Raw genomic sequence first — 19,832 nt, forward strand, 5'->3', positions numbered from 1 at the left:
CGCTGCAGGCGGCTTCAATTGCCTTGGCGAGCATGCATCGCTATAGCTCGGGCATGAGATTGCGCAGCGACATCTTTGTTTCCGCCCTTGTCCGCCGCTTGTTTGCGCGTGGGGATTTTGCCGCTGTCGAGCACAAGGGCGAGGAGCAGGCTGGCGCGATCTTCATCCGCCAACGCTTCCGCGATGGATCGGAAACCCTTTATGCGCCGGCACCGCAGAGCCTGTTCGATGAGGAGGAGAGCGGGACGCGGCTCTTCGAGATCCGCATCGAGCGGAAGGAACCGCAGGAAATCCGCGAAACCCTTGATCGCGAGCTGAAATTCGATCCTGATTTATGGATCGTCGAACTGGAAACGGACGACATCGCCGATATCGTCCCATTGGCCGGTTTCCGCGCCAATCCGCTGGATTGAGCCGTCTTTACCGACGGTTTGCGACACGCAATTCGCGGAGAGGACCTGATTTTGCCCCGAACAACGGCGCTGCAGGACGCTGCGCCGGCTTTTCCTGCGGCAGATAGGTGTAACTGTCGGCGCGGCGCCATGCCTCGACGCGCGCCTGGCTCTCTTCCGAGTCGATATCATCGAGCACCAGCCATGCCCGGCTGACGCTGCCATGTCGTTCGGACAGATGCGGATAGAAACGCTCCAGCGAGTAGACTGCATCGGCGATGCCCATGCCGAGGCTGACGAGCGTGACGGCGAGCTGTTGCCCCGAAGTGTCGAGCAGGATGCGTTCAGCAAGCCAGTAGCTGGAGGAGAGGGCATCGGCGAGCGTCGTTGCGAATTGCACCGCATCGCGCTCGCGCGCAAAGCGGACGAGCAGCGCTTCCTGCGTCTCGCTAAGGCTGCGCAGACCGAGCCGGTCGCTGTCATCGCGGTTGAGATGGCGCGCAGCCTGTTTGATCTGCTGGCGCAGGATTTCTTCGCGTGACCGCCGTTCGGTTTCCGCCTCGGCCTGCGATGAAATTACATCAGCTGGCTGCTCCTGCATTGTCATGCCGCGTTCCGGCTCGGCCTGATGCAGACCGACAAGTGCGTCTATGACTTTGGGGGAAAGGGATGAGCGGCGGACGATTGCTCGGGCATGAGCGGCCCCTTGCGTGCGAGCGATGGTGATGAGTGTATCGTCGTCGATCGCCTGCGAACTCGTGAGGAACGGAGCGGCAATGGCGATCGGCTGACAGCCGATGAACAGGGCAACTGCCTGGGGCACGGTTTCACATTGGGAGAGGGCGGCAACCGCCTGCCGCTTTGCCTCGTCCGAAGATGCCTGGAAAACGGGGGTGAAAAGCTCGGCAAATTGGCGAAGTTCCGATTTGGACGGATGGCCCATGCCTTCGAAGCTGGTGATCGTCGCCATCAGAACCACGTCCTTCTTGCGGACAGTCGCAGGCTCTTCAAGGTCTCTAAACCGATCACGCACGCCAACACCCATACTGATACGCCGAACAAAAAAGCAGGGAGCCCGAAGGTCGACCATGGCTTGCGCTTTGCTTCACTCCAGTCGAACGGGACGACTCTTTCGATAAAGAGAGCGACCTCGATGATGACTGTCGAAACGGGTATGGACACGGTCGTCCTTATCTGGCTTTCGCCAAAGACTAAGGCCGGCAGGGTTAATGGTTCGTGAAAACTTTATTAAAATCCAAATAAAAATTGCGCGTTAAGCTTGCGCGAGGAGTGCAGCCGCATTTTGTCCGCATGGACGGCAGTTTGGGGCGAAAGCGGACCTGTGGAAAACCTTTCTGGGCATAGGTGCTTACAGGCAAATTCAACCTATGAGTGCTTCTGTTGTGGAGATAGTCAAAAGCGATGTCACTCGCTGCAAAAGCGGAGATCCGGCTTCTTGATGCAGGTGGGATTCTTCAGATGCCCTTATGCTCGCGCAAGGCTGCGAGCAGCTTTTCCGAGGTGTTGTAGCCGGATTGAAAAAGGCCGATTGCCGCCGTGGCCGCGAACTGGGCTTCCGTGCTTCTAATATCGATCCGCTTTTCCAGGCACCACCCATCCAGCGCATCGCGCAAGACGGTGACGTCCTCCGGTGAAAAGACGGAACTGCCCGCCGCAAACATTGATTGCCCTCGAATTACGACCTTACATTACGTTAATTTTTCGTGAGCGCAAATAATATTTGTGTGACGCTTTTCTGCAACGTGGTATTCGCGCTTTCCATGTGCCCGCCGGATCGTCTGTTGAGTTAAGAGCATGATATTGCTCGTTTTCATGGCAAAAGCGCGTTCCGCAATTTTTCAACAGCCGATGAAACCAAAGCCGCCGTCACGGCGTTAATAGAGCATGACGAGTGATGTCGAGAATGACGAGCGATGAGAATTAGCATTCTGTTAACTGCGATATGTCTGAATTCCGCTTGAAAGCAGCCATTGGCAGAATGTGATCGAGTGTACAGACAGCATGGAAGCCGAAAAATCGGTGCTCATGCCACGGTGTAAGGGAAATGCCGTGAGAAGGCGCGGATGCCTCCATTGAAGCCCAAAACAAAGGCTGGAATGGAGGGGAGCGTTAGTCCGCTTCAGTGGCGGGCAGGGTGAAATCAAGTCGCAGGTTCATCCGTCTCGAGACGTTAATGGAGACGAGAATGGCAAAGATCATATCTCTTTCGGATTGGCGATTGCGCCTGCCGCCGCGCGCCCAGAAGGAACCGGTGGAGGCAAAGATACTATTGTTCACCGGCGTACGTTACGAGCATCTTGATACGCCAACGCATCGCCCCGGGGCAGGCCCGAAGCGGGCAAAGGGAAAGTAAGCGCTTCAACATATGCGAGTGCGTGGCGAGTTTTCGCGCCTGCCAGTTGTCGCTGCAATCCAGCCGAATAGCGCTTGCTGGCGCCACTCGCCACGAGCCGCCAGCTTCCCGCAGTACAATTCTGGAGCCGGGGTTTTCAGCCAAAGATTTTAGCTCCTAAGATCTCAGCTCCAAAAGATCTCAGCCATTGTCGAATTCGTCACAGCCGGCCTCGGAGAGAAATTCTTGCGCCGCATCGTCGAAACTTGCTTGCGGCGCCATGGTGCGCAGCACCGCATAGCCTTGAGCCCGCGGCACTTCCACCAGGATCGATTGGGCAAGCGCGGGTGGCAGTGCCTTGCGTATGCCAGTTAGCTGGACAGGCGATGCAAGCAGCAAATCTAGCGTTCCGCCGACCGACGTACGGTCGCTCATGCTGAACACTTCATTGGATGCCGCGTCATAGATGGCAAGCGACCAGAACGGCACCTTGCCCTTCGCGGTCAGATGAACGGGCGTATCCTCGATGTCGAAGGCGCAGACGGCCGTGCGGATGTAGGGATCGGTATTGGAAAGCCCCGCATCGTCATCTTTGTTGTCGAGCATGTAGAAATGATTTTCGTCACCCTCGTCCGATACACGCGTATAGGCGTCCCGATCGGAGAAATGCGGCAGCGACAGAATGATGATGATATGCAGCAGCACCGCGCCGAATAGGCCGGTGAGGATCGCGAAGACGAATCTAAACATTGCCGCATCCGATCTTCTCGAGTTTCGGCATGCCGAGATCGATCAGGCCGGAATTGCTGGCCGCCGGCGAATCCAGGAGCGTCCATACCAGGCGGAAATTGCCAGATGGCGGCAGGGCGAGCCAGTTGCCCGCCTGGGGACTGGATGAAACCGTGATGTTGAAGGTCGAATCCGGCTTGCGCAGCACCACCCAGGAATTGATGGTGGAAGGGCGACCGGCAGCATCTTCGATCGGCCGGCCGTCATTGCCGGCGATAAAGAGGGTCCAAAGCCTTGCCGGTGGCGTCTGGCCGCTGATGCGGTAGGTGCAATTTGCGGTCAGCCGCGCTTTGCTGTCATCGTCGGAGGCGGTAAACACCAGCCCCTCGGCTGTGCCGTACAGCAAACGCCCCGCGCGTGCTCGATGCGATTTCGCATAAGGGTCCGCATCCGCCGTCTGCGTTTCGGGGAACGCCTGCCAGGCGCCAAGCTTGATCGCGCCGAAGCCGGAGGTGGCATCCAACGCCAGAAGCGTGAACACGATACCGCCGCCAAAGGCGATGACAAGCGAAAGCGCAACAAGAAGGGGAACTCGGAACACCCTAGGATCGTCCTCGTGACAAATCAGTGTCGATTTATTCCTGATTCTGGCGGTAGGGGGAAGGGCAAGCCACTATTTACGGCTGTCTTCGGAACAATAGGCAAGATCGGGAACGGCAGTGGGCATCCAAAACGCCGGCTTCCATCCTTCAATTCGACGGCAGGTTTGCCGCCGTCACCTGCCTCGCGTTGCAGTACAGTTTCCGGGAGGGTTGGTCACTCAGGCGCAGTCATGCTGCGATGCTCCGCCGTCGCCACCTTCTGCGCGCCGAGCGGTGTCGCCGCCTTCAGCCTTTCGCCGATATCGCGCAGGATATTCGTGGAGTCTACCGAAAGCGAGCGCGGGCGCGCCAGCGGCGGCAGGGCGCTACTGGCGGGGTCGGCGGGCTTCTTGGCCGCAACTGTTTGCGGCTTCTGCACGGGGAAGGGGTTGGTGATGCCCGGGATCGGCTTCAGCACGATGCCCTGATTGGCGTAATCCATGATCTTCTTGAAGGTCATGGCCGGCAGCGTGCCGCCCGTCATGTTGTTCGTGGAGGTATAGTCGTCATTCCCGAACCAGACAGCGCAGGTGTAGTTGCCGGTAAAGCCGATGAACCAGGCGTCACGATAGGCCTGCGTGGTGCCGGTCTTGCCGCCGACCACGATGCCGTTGTCGAGGGCTGCTTTGCGGCCGGTGCCGATCACGGGAACCTGCGTCAGCATCTGGTTCATGTATGACGTGGCTTTTTCGCTCAAAACCCGCTTGGCTGGCGCCTCGTCCCGGCCGAAATCGTAGAGCACCTTGCCGTCATAGCCGGTGATCTGCTCGATGCCGTGGCGGCGCGACTGCATGCCGTTGGCCGGAAACACCGCATAGGCTGTCGCCTGATCGAGGACGGTTACTTCCGATGTGCCGATCGGAATGGTCTTGTCGTTGCGGATCGGCGTTTCCACGCCCATGGCCTTGGCCATGTTACGGATCGGCTGAATGCCGAATTTCTCCTTGGCGAGCCGCACGGGGATAGTGTTGATCGATTGCGTCAGCGCCTGGGTGAGCGTCACCTTGCCTTCGTAGCGGTTTTCGTAATTATGCGGGCTCCAGTTGCCCCAGCTGATCGGCGCATCGACGATGGTGGAGGTGGGCGTCATGCCGTTTTCCATCGCGACCGAATAGGTATAGATCTTGAAGGACGAACCGGGCTGGCGCAGCGCCTTGGTCGCGCGGTTGAACTGGCTTTCGCCATAGTCGCTGCCGCCGACCATGGCGCGCACAGCGCCGCCATTTTCGATGACGACGGAGGCGCCCTGTTTGGCCTTATAGCGCTCGCCGAACTCCATCAGGCTGGATTGAACCGAATCCTCCGCCGCCTTCTGCAGCCCCATATCGATGGTGGTGCGCACGATCAGCGAGCGCTCGGGGAACCGCGTAGCAAGCCTCTGCACTTCATCGAAGGCCCAATCGAGGAAATAATCCGGGGATTCGATCTGAGCTCGGTCGACCACCGAAGCCGGGTTGCGTCGCGCGGCGATCACTTGTCCCTCGGTCATCAGCCCGCTTTGCACGAGATTGGACAGCACGTCGTTGGCGCGGGCGCGCGCCGCCGGCAGGTTGACGTGCGGCGCATATTTTGCCGGCGCCTTGAAGAGGCCGGCGAGCATCGCGGCTTCCGCCAGATTGACGTCAGTGATGCTCTTGCCGAAATAGAATTGCGCCGCCGCCGCTGCGCCGAAGGTGCCGCCGCCCATATAGGTGCGGTCGAGATAGAGGCTCAGGATCTCCTTCTTGGAGAGATTGGCCTCGAGCCAGATCGCCAGGAAGGCTTCCTTGACCTTGCGTTCGATGGAGCGCTCATTGCTGAGGAAGATGTTCTTGGCAAGCTGCTGCGTCAGCGTCGAGCCGCCCTGAACGACGCCGCCGGCCTGCGCATTGACGGTGACCGCGCGGAACAGGCCGATGACGTCGATGCCGAAATGGTCGAAGAAGCGCCGGTCCTCGGTCGCCAGCACCGCCTTGATGAAATAGTCCGGCAGCTGGTCTACCGGCACGGAATTCTCGTGAATGATGCCGCGATGGCCGATGACGTTGCCGTAGCGGTCGAGGAAGGTGACGGCGAAATTGCCGCGGTTGCGCCAGTCGCCCTGCGTCGCCTCGAAGGCCGGCATGGCGAGCATCAGCATGACGACGGAGCCGGCCGTCCCCAGCGTCAGGCCTTCACCGAGCAGTTCGAAAAAGACGCGTTTCCAGCCGCGAACGCGGAAGCGGCGGAAGAAGATGGTGATCTCCTCCCATGCCTCGGCGAGACCGAAGCCTGCATTCCACAAAGTGGAGTCGATCCATGAATCAAGGCGCAAAAAGAAATAGCGCTTGCGACGCCGCGGCTTCTCGGCCCCGTTATCCTTAGGCGTCTCGGGCTCCATCTTCGGCCCGTTTTGTGGATTGGATGGGTCTTCCACGCTCTACTTCCCGACCACATTACTGCCGCGTGTCTCCTTGTGGCACACGCAAAGCCCATTATCTCATAGAACGGCTAATTGAATAATTGGTTGATTTAGAGAAAAGAACAAGAGACATGCATGCCGCAGCCCGAATTCCCTTTGCCGGGTGGCGAGGACGACGATGATGACAGACGAGATACCCTTCTGGAAAAGCAAGACCCTGGCGGAGATGAGCCCGTCGGAATGGGAAAGCCTTTGCGACGGCTGTGGCCTCTGTTGTCTCAACAAGCTCGAGGAGTGGGATAGCGGCGACGTCTATTTCACCTCGATCCGCTGCAAGCTGATGGACGGCGAAAGCTGTCGTTGCACCAGCTACCCGAACCGCTGGGATTTCGTGCCCGACTGCGTACAGCTGACGCCGGAGAAGGTTCCGGAACTGGAATGGCTCCCGCCCACCTGCGCCTATCGCCTCGTCAACGAGGGTCGCGATCTCTACTGGTGGCATCCGCTGATCTCGGGCGATCCGGAAACAGTGCATATCGCCGGTGTTTCCGCCCAAGGGCGCACCGTCAGCGAGAATGATGTCGATCTTGACGATTTCGAGGATTATGTCGTCGACTGGCCGCTGACCATCGAGGATGACATGATGCCTAATCCTCCGGCAAAGCCATAGATTTCGGCGCCACATTTCGCCAAGCCTGGCGCAAGAGCCTTTTGATCTCCTCGTTTCCGGCATCGCGATGGAAAAGTCGCGTCCATCCTTTCTGGCCCCAGCTGCCGGGCACAACGGCGACATGCCTTGGCATGATGGCCGAAGCCATCTGCTGCTGGTCGGGCGTCAGCTTGACGACGCAGAAATCCGGTCCGCGAAGTGTCATGAAGATTTTGCCCCGCACGCGAAAGTCACGGGTGTCGAAATGCGAGCCCTCTGCCGTTTCAGGCAAGCCGAGGGCGAGGGATGCAAGCTCCTCGTCGGTCATGGCCGCGACAGTATCATCTCCTTCCATGCAGTAAATGGAGGCTTGAAGTGGGTGCGACCAAACGGTTCTACGACGAGATGGTGAGTTTATTGAATTGAGCCTGTCCACATGGTATCGCGCGGTGCCCTCGCATATGTACAAGGAGCCGCCGCGTGATCCGTCATATCGTCTTCTTTACCGTTCCCGATCGCGCCAAGCTTGAGGAAGTCCGTTCCGGCCTCTCGATCCTCACGGCCATTCCGTATGCGCGGCTTTTGGAGATCGGCACGAACGTCAAGACCGATCAGCTCGGAACCGAAGTCGATCTTGTGGTCTACGGCGAATTCGACGACGAGGCGGCATTGGCGGCTTACAAGGCCCATCCGAATTACCAGCGCTCCATCGAGCGCGTTCGGCCGCTACGCGAAATGCGCATTGCCGCAGATTACGAGACGGCGACGGCCGTCCGTGAACCTTTCTGAATGTCGGGCGCGGTGCAGAACTATTTCCCGCCAGTCCTTTCAATGGATTGAGCATGCAAGCGGAATCGGATTGTCCGCGACCGGATTCTCGGCTTGAGGTTCTTGAATCAACTTTTGAAGCTCCGGACTCAATTTGAGAGGAAATCGCGGCAAGCGATTCAAAGGACTCAGGGAAATCATCACGCCTTATGCCGATAAGGCGTCTCCAGGCCAGTTGCATCGGCCACGGGAGGGCGCGGTTCATCTCGCCGACATGAACCGATGATAAGTAAGAATGATTAAAAATGGCTGAGCTGGCGGCTCCGCGCGTAGTGCTCGCGAAGCCGGGCATGCATCGATCCACGCATGTCGCCGATAGATTGTATCGATGCCGCGTTCTGGAGCGACAGACGGTTGCTGTCATCACGCTGCAGCGGATCCACATTCAACAATTTCAAATGCTTAGAAAATCCTCTGGACGACCCCTGCGCCCGGCTGGCCGAAAATTACAGCCCATTCATTTGCCATTCAGACGTGTTTGGGTAAATAATCGGCCAAGTTCATATCCCTGTGGGAAGTCCGAAGCATGGCCTCATTTTCAAGCATAGCAGCAGCGGCCCTCGTCCTGGCCGGCTCGTCTGTTCTGCCGGCGCCAGCGCCGACGTCGACCCTGGTCGCGCGCGCCAACAGCGATTGCAGCGAGGCAGCCGAGGAAGTCGTCGCCAAGACCGGTGGCCAGCTTCTTTCCGCACAGCCGTCCGGCGACAGCTGCATCATCACCGTTCTCGTTCAGGGCAACGGGCAGCGCCCGCGCAAGGTGACGATGAAGGTGCCGATGTGATGCCAGGGCATGTGGGTACCAACCTAAAGCCTTGAATCTCACACAAAATCTTATTGTTTCCGTGATTCCACTGCAGCGTGATTTACAGTACTGTTTCTCGAACCGGGGAAATTGGATTCAGAGATGCGCATTCTCATAGTCGAAGACGATATCAACTTGAACCGCCAGCTTGCCGAGGCCTTGAAGGAGGCGGGCTATGTGGTCGATACGGCCTTTGATGGCGAAGAGGGGCATTTTCTCGGAGACACCGAACCTTATGACGCGATCATCCTCGATATCGGCTTGCCTGAAATGGATGGCATCACCGTGCTTGAAAAATGGCGCGGCGCCGGGCGCACCGTGCCCGTTCTGATTCTGACCGCCCGCGACCGCTGGAGCGACAAGGTGGCAGGCATAGACGCCGGCGCGGACGATTATGTCGCCAAGCCTTTCCACGTCGAGGAAGTGCTTGCCCGCATCCGCGCGCTCATTCGCCGCGCCGCGGGTCACGCTTCTTCGGAAATCGTTTGCGGCCCGGTGCGGCTCGACACGAAGAGCTCGAAGGCGACCGTGGACGGCAAGCCGCTCAAGCTTACGTCTCATGAATATCGGCTGCTTGCCTATCTCATGCATCACAAGGGCGAGGTCGTCTCACGCACCGAACTGGTCGAGCATATGTACGATCAGGATTTCGACCGTGATTCCAATACGATTGAAGTTTTTGTCGGACGCCTTCGCAAGAAGATGGGCGTCGATCTGATCGAAACGGTCCGTGGCCTTGGTTACCGCATCCAAGCTCCGACCAATGCGAATTAAGTCGCTCACCGCTCGCGTCCTGCTGCTGACCACGCTTTGGTCGGCGGTGGCGCTGGTGGTGATCGGGCTTGTCATCTCCGATATCTACCGCAAGAACGCCGAGCGCGGCTTTCAGGATCTGTTGCGGGCGCAGCTCTCTAGTGTCATCAACTCCGTAACGATCGGCGACCAGGGCGCGCTAGTGGGTGATCCGAGACTCGGTGACCTGCGCTTCGCCCAGCCGAAGACCGGCTGGTACTGGATGGTCGAGCCGCTCGGTACCTATACCGCGACGCCGCTGGTCTCGCCGTCGCTCGGCGCTTCAAGCCTGCCGGTGCTATCGGTGCTGGAAGCGCCCTTCGACAAGCAATACCAGCGCTCTTACATTGTCACCGACGCCTTCGGAAACCGCGTGCAGGTGGCCGAAACCGAGGTCGTACTCGACACGGATGGCCGTGCTGCACGCTTCCGTGTCACCGGTAATATTGCCGTCGTGGAGGACGATGTCCGTAATTTCTCCCATAGCCTTTATTTCTCGCTCGTCGGCTTCGGCGTCGGAAGCTTGATCGTCAATGCGCTCGCCATTCTCTACGGTCTGAAGCCGCTCGATAAAGCCCGCGCGGCACTGGGGCGCATCCGCGCTGGTGAAAGCGAGCGCCTGCAGGGCGATTTTCCGCGTGAAATCCTGCCGCTTGCCAATGAGATCAATGCGCTGATCGACAGCAACAGGCGTATCGTCGAGCGGGCCCGCATGCAGGTCGGCAATCTCGCGCACTCGCTGAAAACGCCGATTGCTGTTCTCCTCAATGAATCCCGTGTCCTGGAGCGCTCGCATGGCGATCTGGTGAAGAACCAGGCCGAGGCGATGCAGGGGCAGGTGCAATCCTATCTCAATCGCGCCCGCATCGCCGCCCAGCGCGAATCCGTGCTGGCACGCACCGAAGCCGAGCCGGCGCTGGAGCGGCTGGTCCGCGTCATGCGGCGGCTGAACGCCGACAAGGAGTTCGAACTCTCCGTCTCGCCCAATCTGGCGCTCGCCATGGAGCAGCAGGATCTCGAGGAGACGGTCGGCAATCTCCTCGAAAATGCCGCTCGCTTTGCCGAACACAAGGTGCGTCTGGTTGCAAACGAAGCGCCTGCTGAAGTCAAGGGTATCGATCCGGCGCGGCGCCATTGGGTGGAACTGGTGGTTGAAGACGACGGCCCAGGGCTGGAGCCGGATCAGATCCGCGAAGCCATGAAACGTGGGCGCAGACTGGACGAGAGCAAGCCCGGCACCGGTCTCGGTCTGTCGATCGTCAGCGAGATCACGAATGAATATCAAGGCCGTTTCGAGCTCTCCCGGGGCAGCTGGGGCGGGCTTCGCGCGAGCCTAATTTTGCCGGGCCTGACGAAGGATGTTGCGTGAGGAACGGCATGATGCCAAAAAGGCGTTGTGGGTCATGATGATGCCGCAGCGCAGTACCTATGGTTTTGCTTTTTGATACTGGTTCGGTTGTATGAAGCTTCGTACCTTTTTTCTGGTCATTCCCTCTCTTTTTGCCGCGCTTGCGCTTTCAGGTTGCTCGACCACGGGCGGCCTCGGTGGCAGCAAGAGCCTGTTCTCGACTGCGAAGCCTCCGGCCTCAGCGACCTTCATCAATGCTCTTGATGGTGGTATCGTCGAGCGCACCGGCATCAAGCTGAGCGACAACGACAAACAGCGTGCGCTGGAAGCGGAATATCGTGCCCTCGAAACCTCGCCTCTCGGCCAACCTGTGGCATGGAAGGGCAGGAATGCAAGCGGCGAGGTTGTTCCCGCTGCGCCCTACCAGGTCGGCTCGCAGAATTGCCGGCAATATACGCATACGGTCACGGTCGACGGCAAGCCGACGACTGCGAGGGGCGCGGCCTGCCGCAATGACGACGGCACCTGGACGCCGCTTGAATAGGCGTCTGCACTGAAAGGCGCGGCCAAACGCCTCAAATCTTCGTCAGATAGCCTTTCCCGGTTGGAATAAGCGCCCCGTTAAAGTATTGGGCGTCTATGCTGTTCTGGATTCTCGTGGCCGTTCTTACGGCGGTTGTCGGCGCTGTGCTCCTCTATCCCCTTCTGCGTGGTGCGAAGGAGGCGGAGGACCGTCGTTCCGGAGAGGCCGAGGTCTATCGCGATCAGCTCAGCGAACTGGACCGGGACCTTGCCAGCGGCCTCATCTCCGCGCAGGAGGCCGACTATGCCCGCGCCGAAATCGGACGGCGTCTCATCGCAGCCGCGAAGGACAAGAAGACGGCAGCGAAATCGCCCGCGCATGGCAGCTATCGTCTTGCCCAGGCCTTCATCATCATCCTTCTTCCGGCCGTTGGTCTCTGTCTCTATCTCGTCAATGGCGATCCCGGCCTGCCGGCGCAGCCGCTGGAAGCGCGGCTGGAGAAGCCGGGAAACGATCTTGCCATCTCGATCGTCAAGATCGAGCAGCATCTGGCCAAGAACCCGGATGATGCCAAGGGCTGGGAGGTACTGGCCCCGATCTATTTCAAGACCAACCGCATCGGCGACGCCGAGCTTGCCTATCGCAATGTCATCCGCCTGCTGGGACCGAACGCAGCTCGGCTTGGCGATCTGGGCGAGGTGCTGGTCGTGAAGGCCAATGGCATTGTGACTGCGGAGGCGCGCGAGGTGCTGCAGCAATCGCTGGCGCTCGATGCCACCAATCCGCGCACGCTTTTCTATCTGGCGCTGGCACTGGAGCAGGAGGGCAAGGCGGCCGATGCGAAAACGGCCTTTGAGGCCTTGGCAAAACAATCGCCGCCTGACGCACCCTGGCTTGCCGCGGTCAATGAGCATATCATCAAGAATGGCGGCCGGGCGATGGCATCCGCCAATGACAATGCACCCGGCAATCCGACTGCGGAGGATGTCGCTGCGGCCAATGCGCTGAGCAGCGGCGATCGCCAGCAGATGATCCGCGGCATGGTCGACAGCCTCGATGCCAAGCTCAAGCAAGATCCGAAGAATTTCGAGGGCTGGATGCGGTTGATCCGCTCCTACGCCGTGCTGAATGATCGGGAGCGCGCGGCGGATGCATTGAAGCGCGGTCTTGCGGCCTTTCCGGCCGATGGAGGAGAGGGCCAGCAGCTTCTGACGCTGGCGAAGGAATTGGGACTGCCGACGGAGGTGACGCAGCAATGACCCGCAAGCAGAAACGTCTGGCCGTGATCGCCGGCGGTATGGGTTTCATCGCCGCCGCCGTGTTGCTCGTGCTGTTCGCCTTCAGCCAGTCGGTCGCCTATTTCTATATGCCGGCGGATCTCGCCAAGACACCGGTCAATGCCGGGACGCTGATCCGCCTCGGCGGCCTCGTCGGTGGAGGCTCGATCGTGCGCGGTCAGGGAACGCAGGTTCAATTCTCGGTCACCGACGGCACCGATACGATCAAGGTCAAGTATGATGGCATCCTGCCGGACTTGTTCCGCGAAGGGCAGGGCGTCGTCACCGAAGGCAAGTTCGAGCAGGGCAGTGACGTTTTCGTTGCCGACAGCGTGCTCGCCAAGCATGATGAACGTTACATGCCGAAGCAGGTCGCCGACAAGCTGAAGGCTGATGGCGTCTGGAAAGGCGAGGAGGCCAGCCAATGATCATCGAGCTCGGACACTATGCCCTGGTGCTGGCGCTCGCGACCGCGCTGATTGTCTCCATCCTGCCTGTCGTCGGTGCCCGGCGCGGGGACGTGTCGATGATGGATATCGCCCCGGTCGGCTCCATCGTCATGTTCCTGCTCGTCGCCTTCTCCTTCGGCGTGCTGACCTACGCCTATGTCGCCTCCGATTTCTCCGTCCTCAATGTCTGGGCCAATTCCCATTCGCTGATGCCGCTGATCTTCAAGATCTCCGGCGTCTGGGGCAATCACGAGGGATCGATGATGCTCTGGCTCTTGATCCTGGCGCTCTTCAGTGCGTTCGTCGCGCTCTTCGGCCGCAATCTGCCGGATGTGCTGCGTGCCAATGTGCTGGCTGTACAGTCGTGGATCTCCTCGGCCTTCCTTGTCTTCATTCTGCTCACCTCCAATCCCTTTATTCGGCTCAACCCGGCGCCGGCCGAGGGCAAGGATCTCAATCCCGTCCTCCAGGATATCGGTTTGGCGATCCATCCGCCCTTGCTCTATCTCGGCTATGTTGGCTTCTCCGTCTGCTTCTCCTTTGCCGTCGCCGCGCTTCTGGAAGGTCGCATCGATGCCGCTTGGGCACGCTGGGTCCGGCCTTGGACGCTCGCCGCCTGGAGCTTCCTGACGCTCGGCATCGCCATGGGCTCCTACTGGGCCTATTACGAGCTCGGCTGGGGCGGCTGGTGGTTCTGGGATCCGGTGGAAAATGCCTCCTTCATGCCCTGGCTCGCCGGCACGGCCCTGCTGCATTCGGCACTGGTCATGGAAAAGCGCGACGCCCTGAAGATCTGGACGGTGCTGCTGGCAATCCTGACGTTTTCGCTGTCACTGCTCGGCACCTTCCTCGTGCGTTCCGGCGTGCTGACCTCTGTCCATTCCTTCGCCAGCGATCCGACGCGCGGTATCTTCATTCTCTGCATTCTCCTGATCTTCATCGGCGGGGCCTTGTCGCTTTTCGCGCTGCGTGCGCCGAAGCTTGCTGCCGGCGGATTGTTCGCGCCGATCTCGCGCGAGGGGGCGCTCGTGCTGAACAACCTGATCCTCACGGTCGCCTGCGGCACGGTATTGACCGGCACGCTCTATCCGCTGGCGCTCGAAACACTGACCGGCGACAAGATCTCTGTTGGCCCGCCCTTCTTCAACATGACGTTCGGGCTGTTGATGACCCCGATCCTCATCGCTGTGCCGTTCGGGCCGCTGCTCGCCTGGAAGCGCGGCGACCTGCTCGGCGCACTGCAGAGGCTCTACCTCGTGGCAGGCCTAGCCTTCCTGGCTGGCCTTGTTCTGTTTTACATCGAGCACGGCGGCCCCGTACTGGCCGCTCTCGGCCTTGCGGCAGGCTTATTTCTGGTCTTCGGCGCCTTGGCCGATCTCTGGTATCGCGCCGGCGTCGGCAAGGTGGCGGCTGGTGTCGCCTGGCGCCGCCTGAGCGGGCTGCCGCGCTCTGCCTTCGGCACCGCGCTAGCCCATGCCGGCCTCGGCATTACCGTACTCGGCATCGTCGCTGTGACGACTTTCGAGGGAGAACACATCACCAGCATGAAGCCGGGCGAGACCGCCGAGCTTGGCGGCTACAGCTTGCGCTTCGATGGAGTGCAGCCGGGCGTCGGCCCCAATTTTACCGAGGATCGCGCCCACTTCACCGTTAGCCGTGGCGGGGTTGCCTTTGCGGAGATGTCGTCCGCCAAACGCGTCTTTACCGCAAGCCGCACGGCGACCACCGAATCCGGCATTCTCACGCTCGGCCTCAACCAGCTCTATGTGTCGGTCGGCGACGCCAGCAAGGATGGCGGCATGGTCGTGCGCATCTGGTGGAAGCCGTTTATTCTTTGCATCTGGCTTGGCGCGCTCATCATGGCGGCCGGCGGCTTCGTGTCGCTCAGCGACCGCCGCCTGCGCGTCGGCGCACCGAGCCGCAAGGCGAAACCAGTTCGCCCGGCCATGGAGCCGGCAGAATGATAGGTTTGACCAATACCCCCTCATCCGCCCCTACGGGGCACCTTCTCCCCGAGGGGAGAAGGGGAAATTGCCGCTGTGGTGCCGGTATCGCACAAAAGCCAGTCGAGGAAGACTGCAGCGGTTTTCCCTTCTCCCCTCGGGGAGAAGGTGCCCGAAGGGCGGATGAGGGGGTATTGCGTGTTAAGAATAGCGGGGCCGGGAAGAAGGTAGCGGTGTTCGCGCGCCTGCTTATGTTGTTGGCATTGCTCTTTGCTGCGGCCCCTGCCTTTGCCGTCAATCCCGATGAAGTCCTCTCCGATCCGGCCTTGGAGGCACGGGCACGCACGATCTCGGCCGAACTGCGCTGCATGGTCTGCCAGAATCAATCCATCGATGATTCCAATGCGGATCTTGCGCGTGACCTGCGCTTGCTGGTGCGCAAGCGCCTGACCGATGGCGACAGCGATCAGCAGGTGCTGGATTACATCGTCTCGCGCTACGGCGAGTTTGTGCTGCTCAAGCCGCGCTTGAGCGAGAAGACATACATCCTCTGGGGAGCACCGATCGTGCTCTTCGTAGCAGGCGGATTGGCCCTTGCCGTATACGCGCGCCGCCGCGTCGGCGAGCCTACCGGCAGCGCTTTGAGCGCCGATGAAGAGGCGCAGCTTAAAGATATCCTCGGAAAGTGACCCGACTGTCGTCTTTCGTCATAATGTTGCACCGATACCTTACATTACGAATTTTTCATGGGGCGGACAGTTCGTTGTAAGGTGCCGTGCCCTATATCTTCATTATGGCGCAACACAGCCGGTTTGGCCGGCGCAAATCTGACGAGAAAAGAGAAGGTAATTCGCATATGTTCAGGAATATCAAGGACACTTTGTCCCGCAGCACCGCTATGAAGGCTTCCGTCGTCGCCGGCCTCGCTGTTGCTGCCCTGGCAACGGGTGTTCCGGCCGTAGTTACCGGTGCCTATGCCGATGCCGTCAACGTTCAGGCGCCGCAGGTTCCGAGCTTTGCCAATGTGGTCGACGCCGTATCGCCGGCCGTCGTTTCGGTCCGCGTCGAATCCCGTGTCAATCCGGTTGCCGATGACGACGATTCCTTCGGTCTCGGCCGCGGTTTCGATGATCTTCCGGACGATCACCCGTTGAAGAAGTTCTTCCGCCAATTCGAGCAGCAGCAGGGTCGCGGCCAGCAGCATGGCCAGAACCAGCAGAAGAATTCCGATGACAAGGGCCGTCTGCGTCCGGTCGCTCAAGGATCCGGCTTCTTCGTCTCCGAAGACGGATACATCGTCACCAACAATCACGTCGTTTCCGACGGTGCCGCTTTCGTCGTCGTCCTCAATGACGGCACCGAGCTCGACGCCAAGCTCGTCGGCAAGGATAGCCGCACCGACCTCGCAGTCCTCAAGGTCGATCCTAAGGGCAAGAAGTTCACCTATGTCGGCTGGGCCGATGATTCCAAGGTCCGCGTCGGCGATTGGGTCGTTGCCGTTGGCAACCCCTTCGGCCTCGGCGGCACGGTCACCGCCGGTATCGTCTCGGCTCGCGGCCGCGACATTCATTCCGGCCCCTATGACGATTATATCCAGATCGATGCGCCGGTGAACAAGGGCAACTCGGGTGGCCCGACCTTCAACCTCAACGGCCAGGTGGTTGGCATCAATACCGCGATCTTCTCGCAGTCAGGCGGCAGCGTCGGCATTGCCTTCGCAATCCCGGCGACCACCGCCAAGGACGTCGTGACCGACCTGATCAAGACCGGCACGGTTTCACGCGGCTGGCTCGGCGTTCAGATCCAGCCCGTCACGAAGGACATCGCCGAATCGCTCGGCCTTGCCGAAGCAAGCGGTGCTCTGGTCGTCTCCCCGCAGGATGGTTCGCCTGGCCAGAAGGCCGGCATCAAGAATGGTGACGTCGTCACGGCGGTCAATGGCGATCCGGTCAAGGACCCGCGCGATCTCGCTCGTCGCATCGGCGCCATGCAGCCAGGCTCCAAGGTTGAGGTTTCGCTGTGGCGCGGCGGCAAGTCGCAGTCGGTCACGGTCGAACTCGGCACATTGCCTGCCGATCAGAACCAGGCTTCCAATGACGACTCGCAGTCGGATCAGCAGCCGCAGCAGCCGTCCTCCGAGAAGGCGCTGGCTGACCTCGGTCTCACCGTCGGCCCTTCCGACGATGGCAAGGGTGTTGCGATCACCGCGGTCGATCCCGACTCCGATGCCGCCGACAAGGGCGTGAAGGAGGGCGAGAAGATCACCTCGGTCAACAACCAGCAGGTCTCGAACGCCGGCGATATCGCCAAGGTCATCGAGCAGGCGAAGAAGGATGGACGCACGCGCGCCCTGTTCCAGATTCAGTCCGGCAATGGCAGCCGCTTCGTCGCTCTCCCAATCAATGCCGGTTGATCCTTTAATCGGATGAAATGAATCAGGAAGCCGCGCAGGCCACGGCTTGCGCGGCTTCCTTTTTAGAACATGTCGAAGATGACTGGCTCCAAGGCAGGTGAAAGATGACAACCGCTGGCCAACATGCCGTGAATTCCTCCGATTCTGGTTGTGCCGAGGCAGCCTCGGCAGGTAATGTCGCCCATATGAAGATTCTGATCATCGAAGACGATCTCGAAGCGGCGGCTTATCTCACCAAGGCGTTTCGCGAGGCCGGCATCATTGCCGATCACGCTAGCGACGGCGAGAGCGGTCTCTTCATGGCCACTGAAAACACCTACGATGTCGCCATCATCGACCGCATGCTGCCGCGCCGCGATGGCCTCTCCGTCATAAGCGAATTGCGTCGCAAGGGCGTTCACACGCCGGTTCTGATCCTTTCTGCGCTCGGTCAGGTCGATGACCGCGTCACCGGCCTGCGCGCCGGCGGCGACGATTACCTGCCGAAGCCCTATGCCTTCAGCGAGCTTTTGGCCCGCGTCGAAGTGCTCGGCCGCCGCAAGGGGACGCCGGAACAGGATGTTCTTTATCGCGTCGGCGATCTGGAACTGGACCGCCTCTCGCATGAGGTGCGCCGCGGCGGCAAGGAAATCCTGCTGCAGCCGCGCGAATTCCGTCTGCTGGAATATCTGATGAAGAATGCCGGCCAGGTCGTGACCCGCACCATGCTGCTGGAAAATGTCTGGGATTATCATTTTGATCCGCAGACGAACGTCATCGACGTCCATGTCTCGCGTCTGCGCTCCAAGATCGAGAAGGATTTCAGCCAGCCGCTGCTGAAGACGATTCGCGGCGCCGGCTACATGATCAAGGACGAGGGATGAGCCGCTTCCGCGTCCTCTTCAAGTCCACCGCAGTCCGCCTTTCCGCCCTCTACATCCTTCTTTTCTCGCTTTGTGCCGCGACGCTCGTCTTCTACGTCACGGCCATGTCCGAACGGCTGCTGACGGGGCAGATCCGCGATGCAGTCCAGCAGGAGGTTAGTCAGGTCAAGCGCGCCTACGACATCGGCGGTCTGAACCTGCTTCTGCGCACCATGGAGCGCCGCGCCCGTCAGCCGGGTGCCAATCTCTATGTCATTGCCGGGCCATCGGGCGATATCCTGGCCGGCAACGTCGCCTCCGTGCAGCCCGGTGTGCTCGGCCAGGCCGGCTGGACGGAGTTGCCCTTCTCCTACGAGCGCTACACCGACGCCTCAAATGATCCGGAGCGCCGGCATCTGGCAATTGCCAACATTTTCATTCTCGACAACGGCTTGCGCATCCTGATCGGCCGCGACCTCGGCGAGCCCGAGCGCTTCCGCGTGCTGGTACGCCAGGCGCTGATGCTGGCGCTGGCGATCATGGGCCTCGGCGCACTGGTCATCTGGTTCGGCATCGGCCGCAACGCTTTGAAGCGCATCGATCGTATGACGGATGCAAGCCGCAAGATCATGGCGGGCGATCTCTCGCAGCGGCTGCCGGTCGGTGGTTCCGGCGATGAGTTCGACCGCATGTCCGCCTCGCTGAATGCGATGCTCGAGCGCATCGAGAAGCTGAACGAAGGGCTGCGACAGGTCTCCGACAATATCGCTCATGACCTCAAGACGCCGCTGACGCGCCTGCGCAACAAGGCCGCCGATGCGCTCGACAGTGCCGACAACGAGGGTCGTCGTGTCGCCCTTGAGGGCATTATCGGCGAATCCGATCAGCTGATTCGCACCTTCAATGCCCTTCTGATGATTTCCCGCGTCGAGGCGGGGTCGGTAGCGGCGGAAATGACTGAAGTCGATCTCTCTTCAATCGTCGCCGATACCGCCGAACTCTATGAGCCGGTCGCAGAAGAGGCGGGTCTGACGCTGACGGCCGATATCGAGCCGAATGTCGAAATTCAGGGCAATCGCGAGCTGATCGGTCAGGCACTCTTCAATCTCATCGACAATGCCCTCAAATATGCGACGGGCTGCAACGGCGAGCAGACGATCACCTTCAAGCTGGCGCGCACCAACGACGCCGTGACGCTCGCGGTCGCCGATCATGGGCCAGGCATTCCCGCCCATCAGCGTGCCGATGTGGTCAAGCGTTTCTTCCGTCTGGACGAAAGCCGCTCGAAGCCGGGAACAGGCCTCGGCCTTGCACTGGTGGAGGCTGTCATGGAGCTGCATGGCGGTCGGCTTGAGCTTTCCGATACGGTCCCCGACAGTCCCGACGCGAAGGGATTAACGGTCACCATGATCTTCCCCATGCAGAAACAATAGGTTAATCCTGCACTAGAGCCGGATGATTTTAGGTCGAA

Annotated in this window: 21 protein-coding genes; 15 read left to right on the forward strand and 6 right to left on the reverse strand. The window is 60.2% G+C overall.

The window, feature by feature from the left end:
* Nucleotides 1-53: 53 nt before the first annotated feature.
* The gene (locus tag AC13RC_RS02760; RefSeq protein ID WP_069616307.1) at nucleotides 54-413 is read left to right on the forward strand and encodes a DUF1491 family protein; all 360 of its coding nucleotides are present in this window, start codon (nucleotides 54-56) and stop codon (nucleotides 411-413) included.
* A gap of 7 nt (nucleotides 414-420) precedes the next feature.
* On the opposite strand, the gene AC13RC_RS02765 is transcribed toward AC13RC_RS02760, so the two are convergent.
* Entirely contained in the window at nucleotides 421-1,437 is a 1,017-nt protein-coding gene (locus tag AC13RC_RS02765; RefSeq protein WP_488556425.1) for a DUF2336 domain-containing protein, read from the reverse strand.
* Nucleotides 1,438-1,867: 430 nt separating this feature from the next.
* A complete protein-coding gene (locus tag AC13RC_RS02770; protein ID WP_113330796.1) occupies nucleotides 1,868-2,074 on the reverse strand; it encodes a hypothetical protein in 207 nt (68 codons plus the stop codon).
* A 524-nt stretch (nucleotides 2,075-2,598) separates the two neighbouring features.
* Between AC13RC_RS02770 and AC13RC_RS02775 the strand changes: the two genes are divergently transcribed.
* Nucleotides 2,599-2,766: a hypothetical protein gene (locus AC13RC_RS02775; RefSeq protein WP_167459816.1), complete on the forward strand. Its 168-nt coding sequence runs from the start codon at nucleotides 2,599-2,601 to the stop codon at nucleotides 2,764-2,766.
* Nucleotides 2,767-2,946: 180 nt separating this feature from the next.
* Here AC13RC_RS02775 and AC13RC_RS02780 read toward each other — a convergent pair whose 3' ends face one another.
* From AC13RC_RS02780 to AC13RC_RS02790, 3 genes are all read right to left on the reverse strand, one after another.
* Nucleotides 2,947-3,495 carry a DUF1254 domain-containing protein gene (locus tag AC13RC_RS02780; protein WP_113330797.1) on the reverse strand — a complete coding sequence of 183 codons (549 nt, stop codon included), beginning with the start codon at nucleotides 3,493-3,495 and terminating at the stop codon, nucleotides 2,947-2,949.
* Complete coding sequence (locus tag AC13RC_RS02785; protein ID WP_113330798.1) at nucleotides 3,488-4,075, reverse strand: DUF1214 domain-containing protein; 588 nt, start codon at nucleotides 4,073-4,075, stop codon at nucleotides 3,488-3,490. The genes AC13RC_RS02780 and AC13RC_RS02785 overlap by 8 nt, the downstream gene beginning before the upstream one ends.
* Before the next feature lie 215 nt (nucleotides 4,076-4,290).
* Nucleotides 4,291-6,474 carry a transglycosylase domain-containing protein gene (locus AC13RC_RS02790; protein WP_488556744.1) on the reverse strand — a complete coding sequence of 728 codons (2,184 nt, stop codon included), beginning with the start codon at nucleotides 6,472-6,474 and terminating at the stop codon, nucleotides 4,291-4,293.
* Nucleotides 6,475-6,676: 202 nt separating this feature from the next.
* On the opposite strand from AC13RC_RS02790, the gene AC13RC_RS02795 reads away from it, so the two are divergent.
* Entirely contained in the window at nucleotides 6,677-7,165 is a 489-nt protein-coding gene (locus AC13RC_RS02795) for a YcgN family cysteine cluster protein (RefSeq protein WP_113330850.1), read from the forward strand.
* Here the strand turns inward: AC13RC_RS02795 and AC13RC_RS02800 are convergent.
* On the reverse strand, nucleotides 7,143-7,472 hold the full coding sequence (locus AC13RC_RS02800; RefSeq protein ID WP_488556426.1) for an MmcQ/YjbR family DNA-binding protein: 330 nt from the start codon (nucleotides 7,470-7,472) through the stop codon (nucleotides 7,143-7,145). The two genes, AC13RC_RS02795 and AC13RC_RS02800, sit on opposite strands and share 23 nt — an antisense overlap.
* Nucleotides 7,473-7,624: 152 nt before the next feature.
* On the opposite strand from AC13RC_RS02800, the gene AC13RC_RS02805 reads away from it, so the two are divergent.
* The 12 genes from AC13RC_RS02805 (at nucleotide 7,625) to AC13RC_RS02860 (ending at nucleotide 19,794) form a co-directional block, all read left to right on the forward strand.
* On the forward strand, nucleotides 7,625-7,933 hold the full coding sequence (locus AC13RC_RS02805) for a Dabb family protein (protein WP_488556427.1): 309 nt from the start codon (nucleotides 7,625-7,627) through the stop codon (nucleotides 7,931-7,933).
* Nucleotides 7,934-8,498: 565 nt separating this feature from the next.
* Complete coding sequence (locus AC13RC_RS02810; protein WP_075852053.1) at nucleotides 8,499-8,753, forward strand: hypothetical protein; 255 nt, start codon at nucleotides 8,499-8,501, stop codon at nucleotides 8,751-8,753.
* 123 nt (nucleotides 8,754-8,876) lie between these two features.
* Complete coding sequence (locus tag AC13RC_RS02815) at nucleotides 8,877-9,548, forward strand: response regulator transcription factor (protein ID WP_069616084.1); 672 nt, start codon at nucleotides 8,877-8,879, stop codon at nucleotides 9,546-9,548.
* Nucleotides 9,538-10,935, forward strand: a complete 1,398-nt coding sequence (locus AC13RC_RS02820; RefSeq protein WP_488556428.1) for an ATP-binding protein — start codon at nucleotides 9,538-9,540, stop codon at nucleotides 10,933-10,935. The genes AC13RC_RS02815 and AC13RC_RS02820 overlap by 11 nt, the downstream gene beginning before the upstream one ends.
* A gap of 91 nt (nucleotides 10,936-11,026) precedes the next feature.
* Complete coding sequence (locus AC13RC_RS02825) at nucleotides 11,027-11,458, forward strand: RT0821/Lpp0805 family surface protein (protein WP_488556429.1); 432 nt, start codon at nucleotides 11,027-11,029, stop codon at nucleotides 11,456-11,458.
* A gap of 95 nt (nucleotides 11,459-11,553) precedes the next feature.
* The gene (ccmI, locus tag AC13RC_RS02830; RefSeq protein ID WP_488556430.1) at nucleotides 11,554-12,696 is read left to right on the forward strand and encodes a c-type cytochrome biogenesis protein CcmI; all 1,143 of its coding nucleotides are present in this window, start codon (nucleotides 11,554-11,556) and stop codon (nucleotides 12,694-12,696) included.
* Nucleotides 12,693-13,142, forward strand: a complete 450-nt coding sequence (gene ccmE / locus AC13RC_RS02835) for a cytochrome c maturation protein CcmE (protein ID WP_488556431.1) — start codon at nucleotides 12,693-12,695, stop codon at nucleotides 13,140-13,142. The genes ccmI and ccmE overlap by 4 nt, the downstream gene beginning before the upstream one ends.
* Complete coding sequence (locus AC13RC_RS02840) at nucleotides 13,139-15,127, forward strand: heme lyase CcmF/NrfE family subunit (protein ID WP_488556432.1); 1,989 nt, start codon at nucleotides 13,139-13,141, stop codon at nucleotides 15,125-15,127. The genes ccmE and AC13RC_RS02840 overlap by 4 nt, the downstream gene beginning before the upstream one ends.
* Before the next feature lie 212 nt (nucleotides 15,128-15,339).
* Nucleotides 15,340-15,795, forward strand: a complete 456-nt coding sequence (locus tag AC13RC_RS02845; protein ID WP_488556433.1) for a cytochrome c-type biogenesis protein — start codon at nucleotides 15,340-15,342, stop codon at nucleotides 15,793-15,795.
* A 167-nt stretch (nucleotides 15,796-15,962) separates the two neighbouring features.
* Nucleotides 15,963-17,519: a Do family serine endopeptidase gene (locus tag AC13RC_RS02850; protein WP_488556434.1), complete on the forward strand. Its 1,557-nt coding sequence runs from the start codon at nucleotides 15,963-15,965 to the stop codon at nucleotides 17,517-17,519.
* Between the two features lie 104 nt (nucleotides 17,520-17,623).
* A complete protein-coding gene (locus tag AC13RC_RS02855) occupies nucleotides 17,624-18,382 on the forward strand; it encodes a response regulator transcription factor (protein WP_069616091.1) in 759 nt (252 codons plus the stop codon).
* The gene (locus tag AC13RC_RS02860; RefSeq protein ID WP_145320685.1) at nucleotides 18,379-19,794 is read left to right on the forward strand and encodes a sensor histidine kinase; all 1,416 of its coding nucleotides are present in this window, start codon (nucleotides 18,379-18,381) and stop codon (nucleotides 19,792-19,794) included. The genes AC13RC_RS02855 and AC13RC_RS02860 overlap by 4 nt, the downstream gene beginning before the upstream one ends.
* Nucleotides 19,795-19,832: the final 38 nt, after the last annotated feature.

This window comes from Martinezella sp. CNPSo 3890, assembly GCF_057784455.1.

Bases quoted from the DNA above. Each gene is read 5' to 3' on its own strand.
- AC13RC_RS02760 (WP_069616307.1), top strand. From the start codon at position 54: ATGAGATTGCGCAGCGACATCTTTGTTTCCGCCCTTGTCCGCCGCTTG.
- AC13RC_RS02765 (WP_488556425.1), bottom strand. From the start codon at position 1,437: ATGGGTGTTGGCGTGCGTGATCGGTTTAGAGACCTTGAAGAGCCTGCG.
- AC13RC_RS02770 (WP_113330796.1), bottom strand. From the start codon at position 2,074: ATGTTTGCGGCGGGCAGTTCCGTCTTTTCACCGGAGGACGTCACCGTC.
- AC13RC_RS02775 (WP_167459816.1), top strand. From the start codon at position 2,599: ATGGCAAAGATCATATCTCTTTCGGATTGGCGATTGCGCCTGCCGCCG.
- AC13RC_RS02780 (WP_113330797.1), bottom strand. From the start codon at position 3,495: ATGTTTAGATTCGTCTTCGCGATCCTCACCGGCCTATTCGGCGCGGTG.
- AC13RC_RS02790 (WP_488556744.1), bottom strand. From the start codon at position 6,474: ATGGAGCCCGAGACGCCTAAGGATAACGGGGCCGAGAAGCCGCGGCGT.
- AC13RC_RS02795 (WP_113330850.1), top strand. From the start codon at position 6,677: ATGACAGACGAGATACCCTTCTGGAAAAGCAAGACCCTGGCGGAGATG.
- AC13RC_RS02800 (WP_488556426.1), bottom strand. From the start codon at position 7,472: ATGACCGACGAGGAGCTTGCATCCCTCGCCCTCGGCTTGCCTGAAACG.
- AC13RC_RS02810 (WP_075852053.1), top strand. From the start codon at position 8,499: ATGGCCTCATTTTCAAGCATAGCAGCAGCGGCCCTCGTCCTGGCCGGC.
- AC13RC_RS02815 (WP_069616084.1), top strand. From the start codon at position 8,877: ATGCGCATTCTCATAGTCGAAGACGATATCAACTTGAACCGCCAGCTT.
- AC13RC_RS02820 (WP_488556428.1), top strand. From the start codon at position 9,538: ATGCGAATTAAGTCGCTCACCGCTCGCGTCCTGCTGCTGACCACGCTT.
- AC13RC_RS02825 (WP_488556429.1), top strand. From the start codon at position 11,027: ATGAAGCTTCGTACCTTTTTTCTGGTCATTCCCTCTCTTTTTGCCGCG.
- ccmI (WP_488556430.1), top strand. From the start codon at position 11,554: ATGCTGTTCTGGATTCTCGTGGCCGTTCTTACGGCGGTTGTCGGCGCT.
- ccmE (WP_488556431.1), top strand. From the start codon at position 12,693: ATGACCCGCAAGCAGAAACGTCTGGCCGTGATCGCCGGCGGTATGGGT.
- AC13RC_RS02840 (WP_488556432.1), top strand. From the start codon at position 13,139: ATGATCATCGAGCTCGGACACTATGCCCTGGTGCTGGCGCTCGCGACC.
- AC13RC_RS02850 (WP_488556434.1), top strand. From the start codon at position 15,963: ATGTTCAGGAATATCAAGGACACTTTGTCCCGCAGCACCGCTATGAAG.
- AC13RC_RS02855 (WP_069616091.1), top strand. From the start codon at position 17,624: ATGACAACCGCTGGCCAACATGCCGTGAATTCCTCCGATTCTGGTTGT.
- AC13RC_RS02860 (WP_145320685.1), top strand. From the start codon at position 18,379: ATGAGCCGCTTCCGCGTCCTCTTCAAGTCCACCGCAGTCCGCCTTTCC.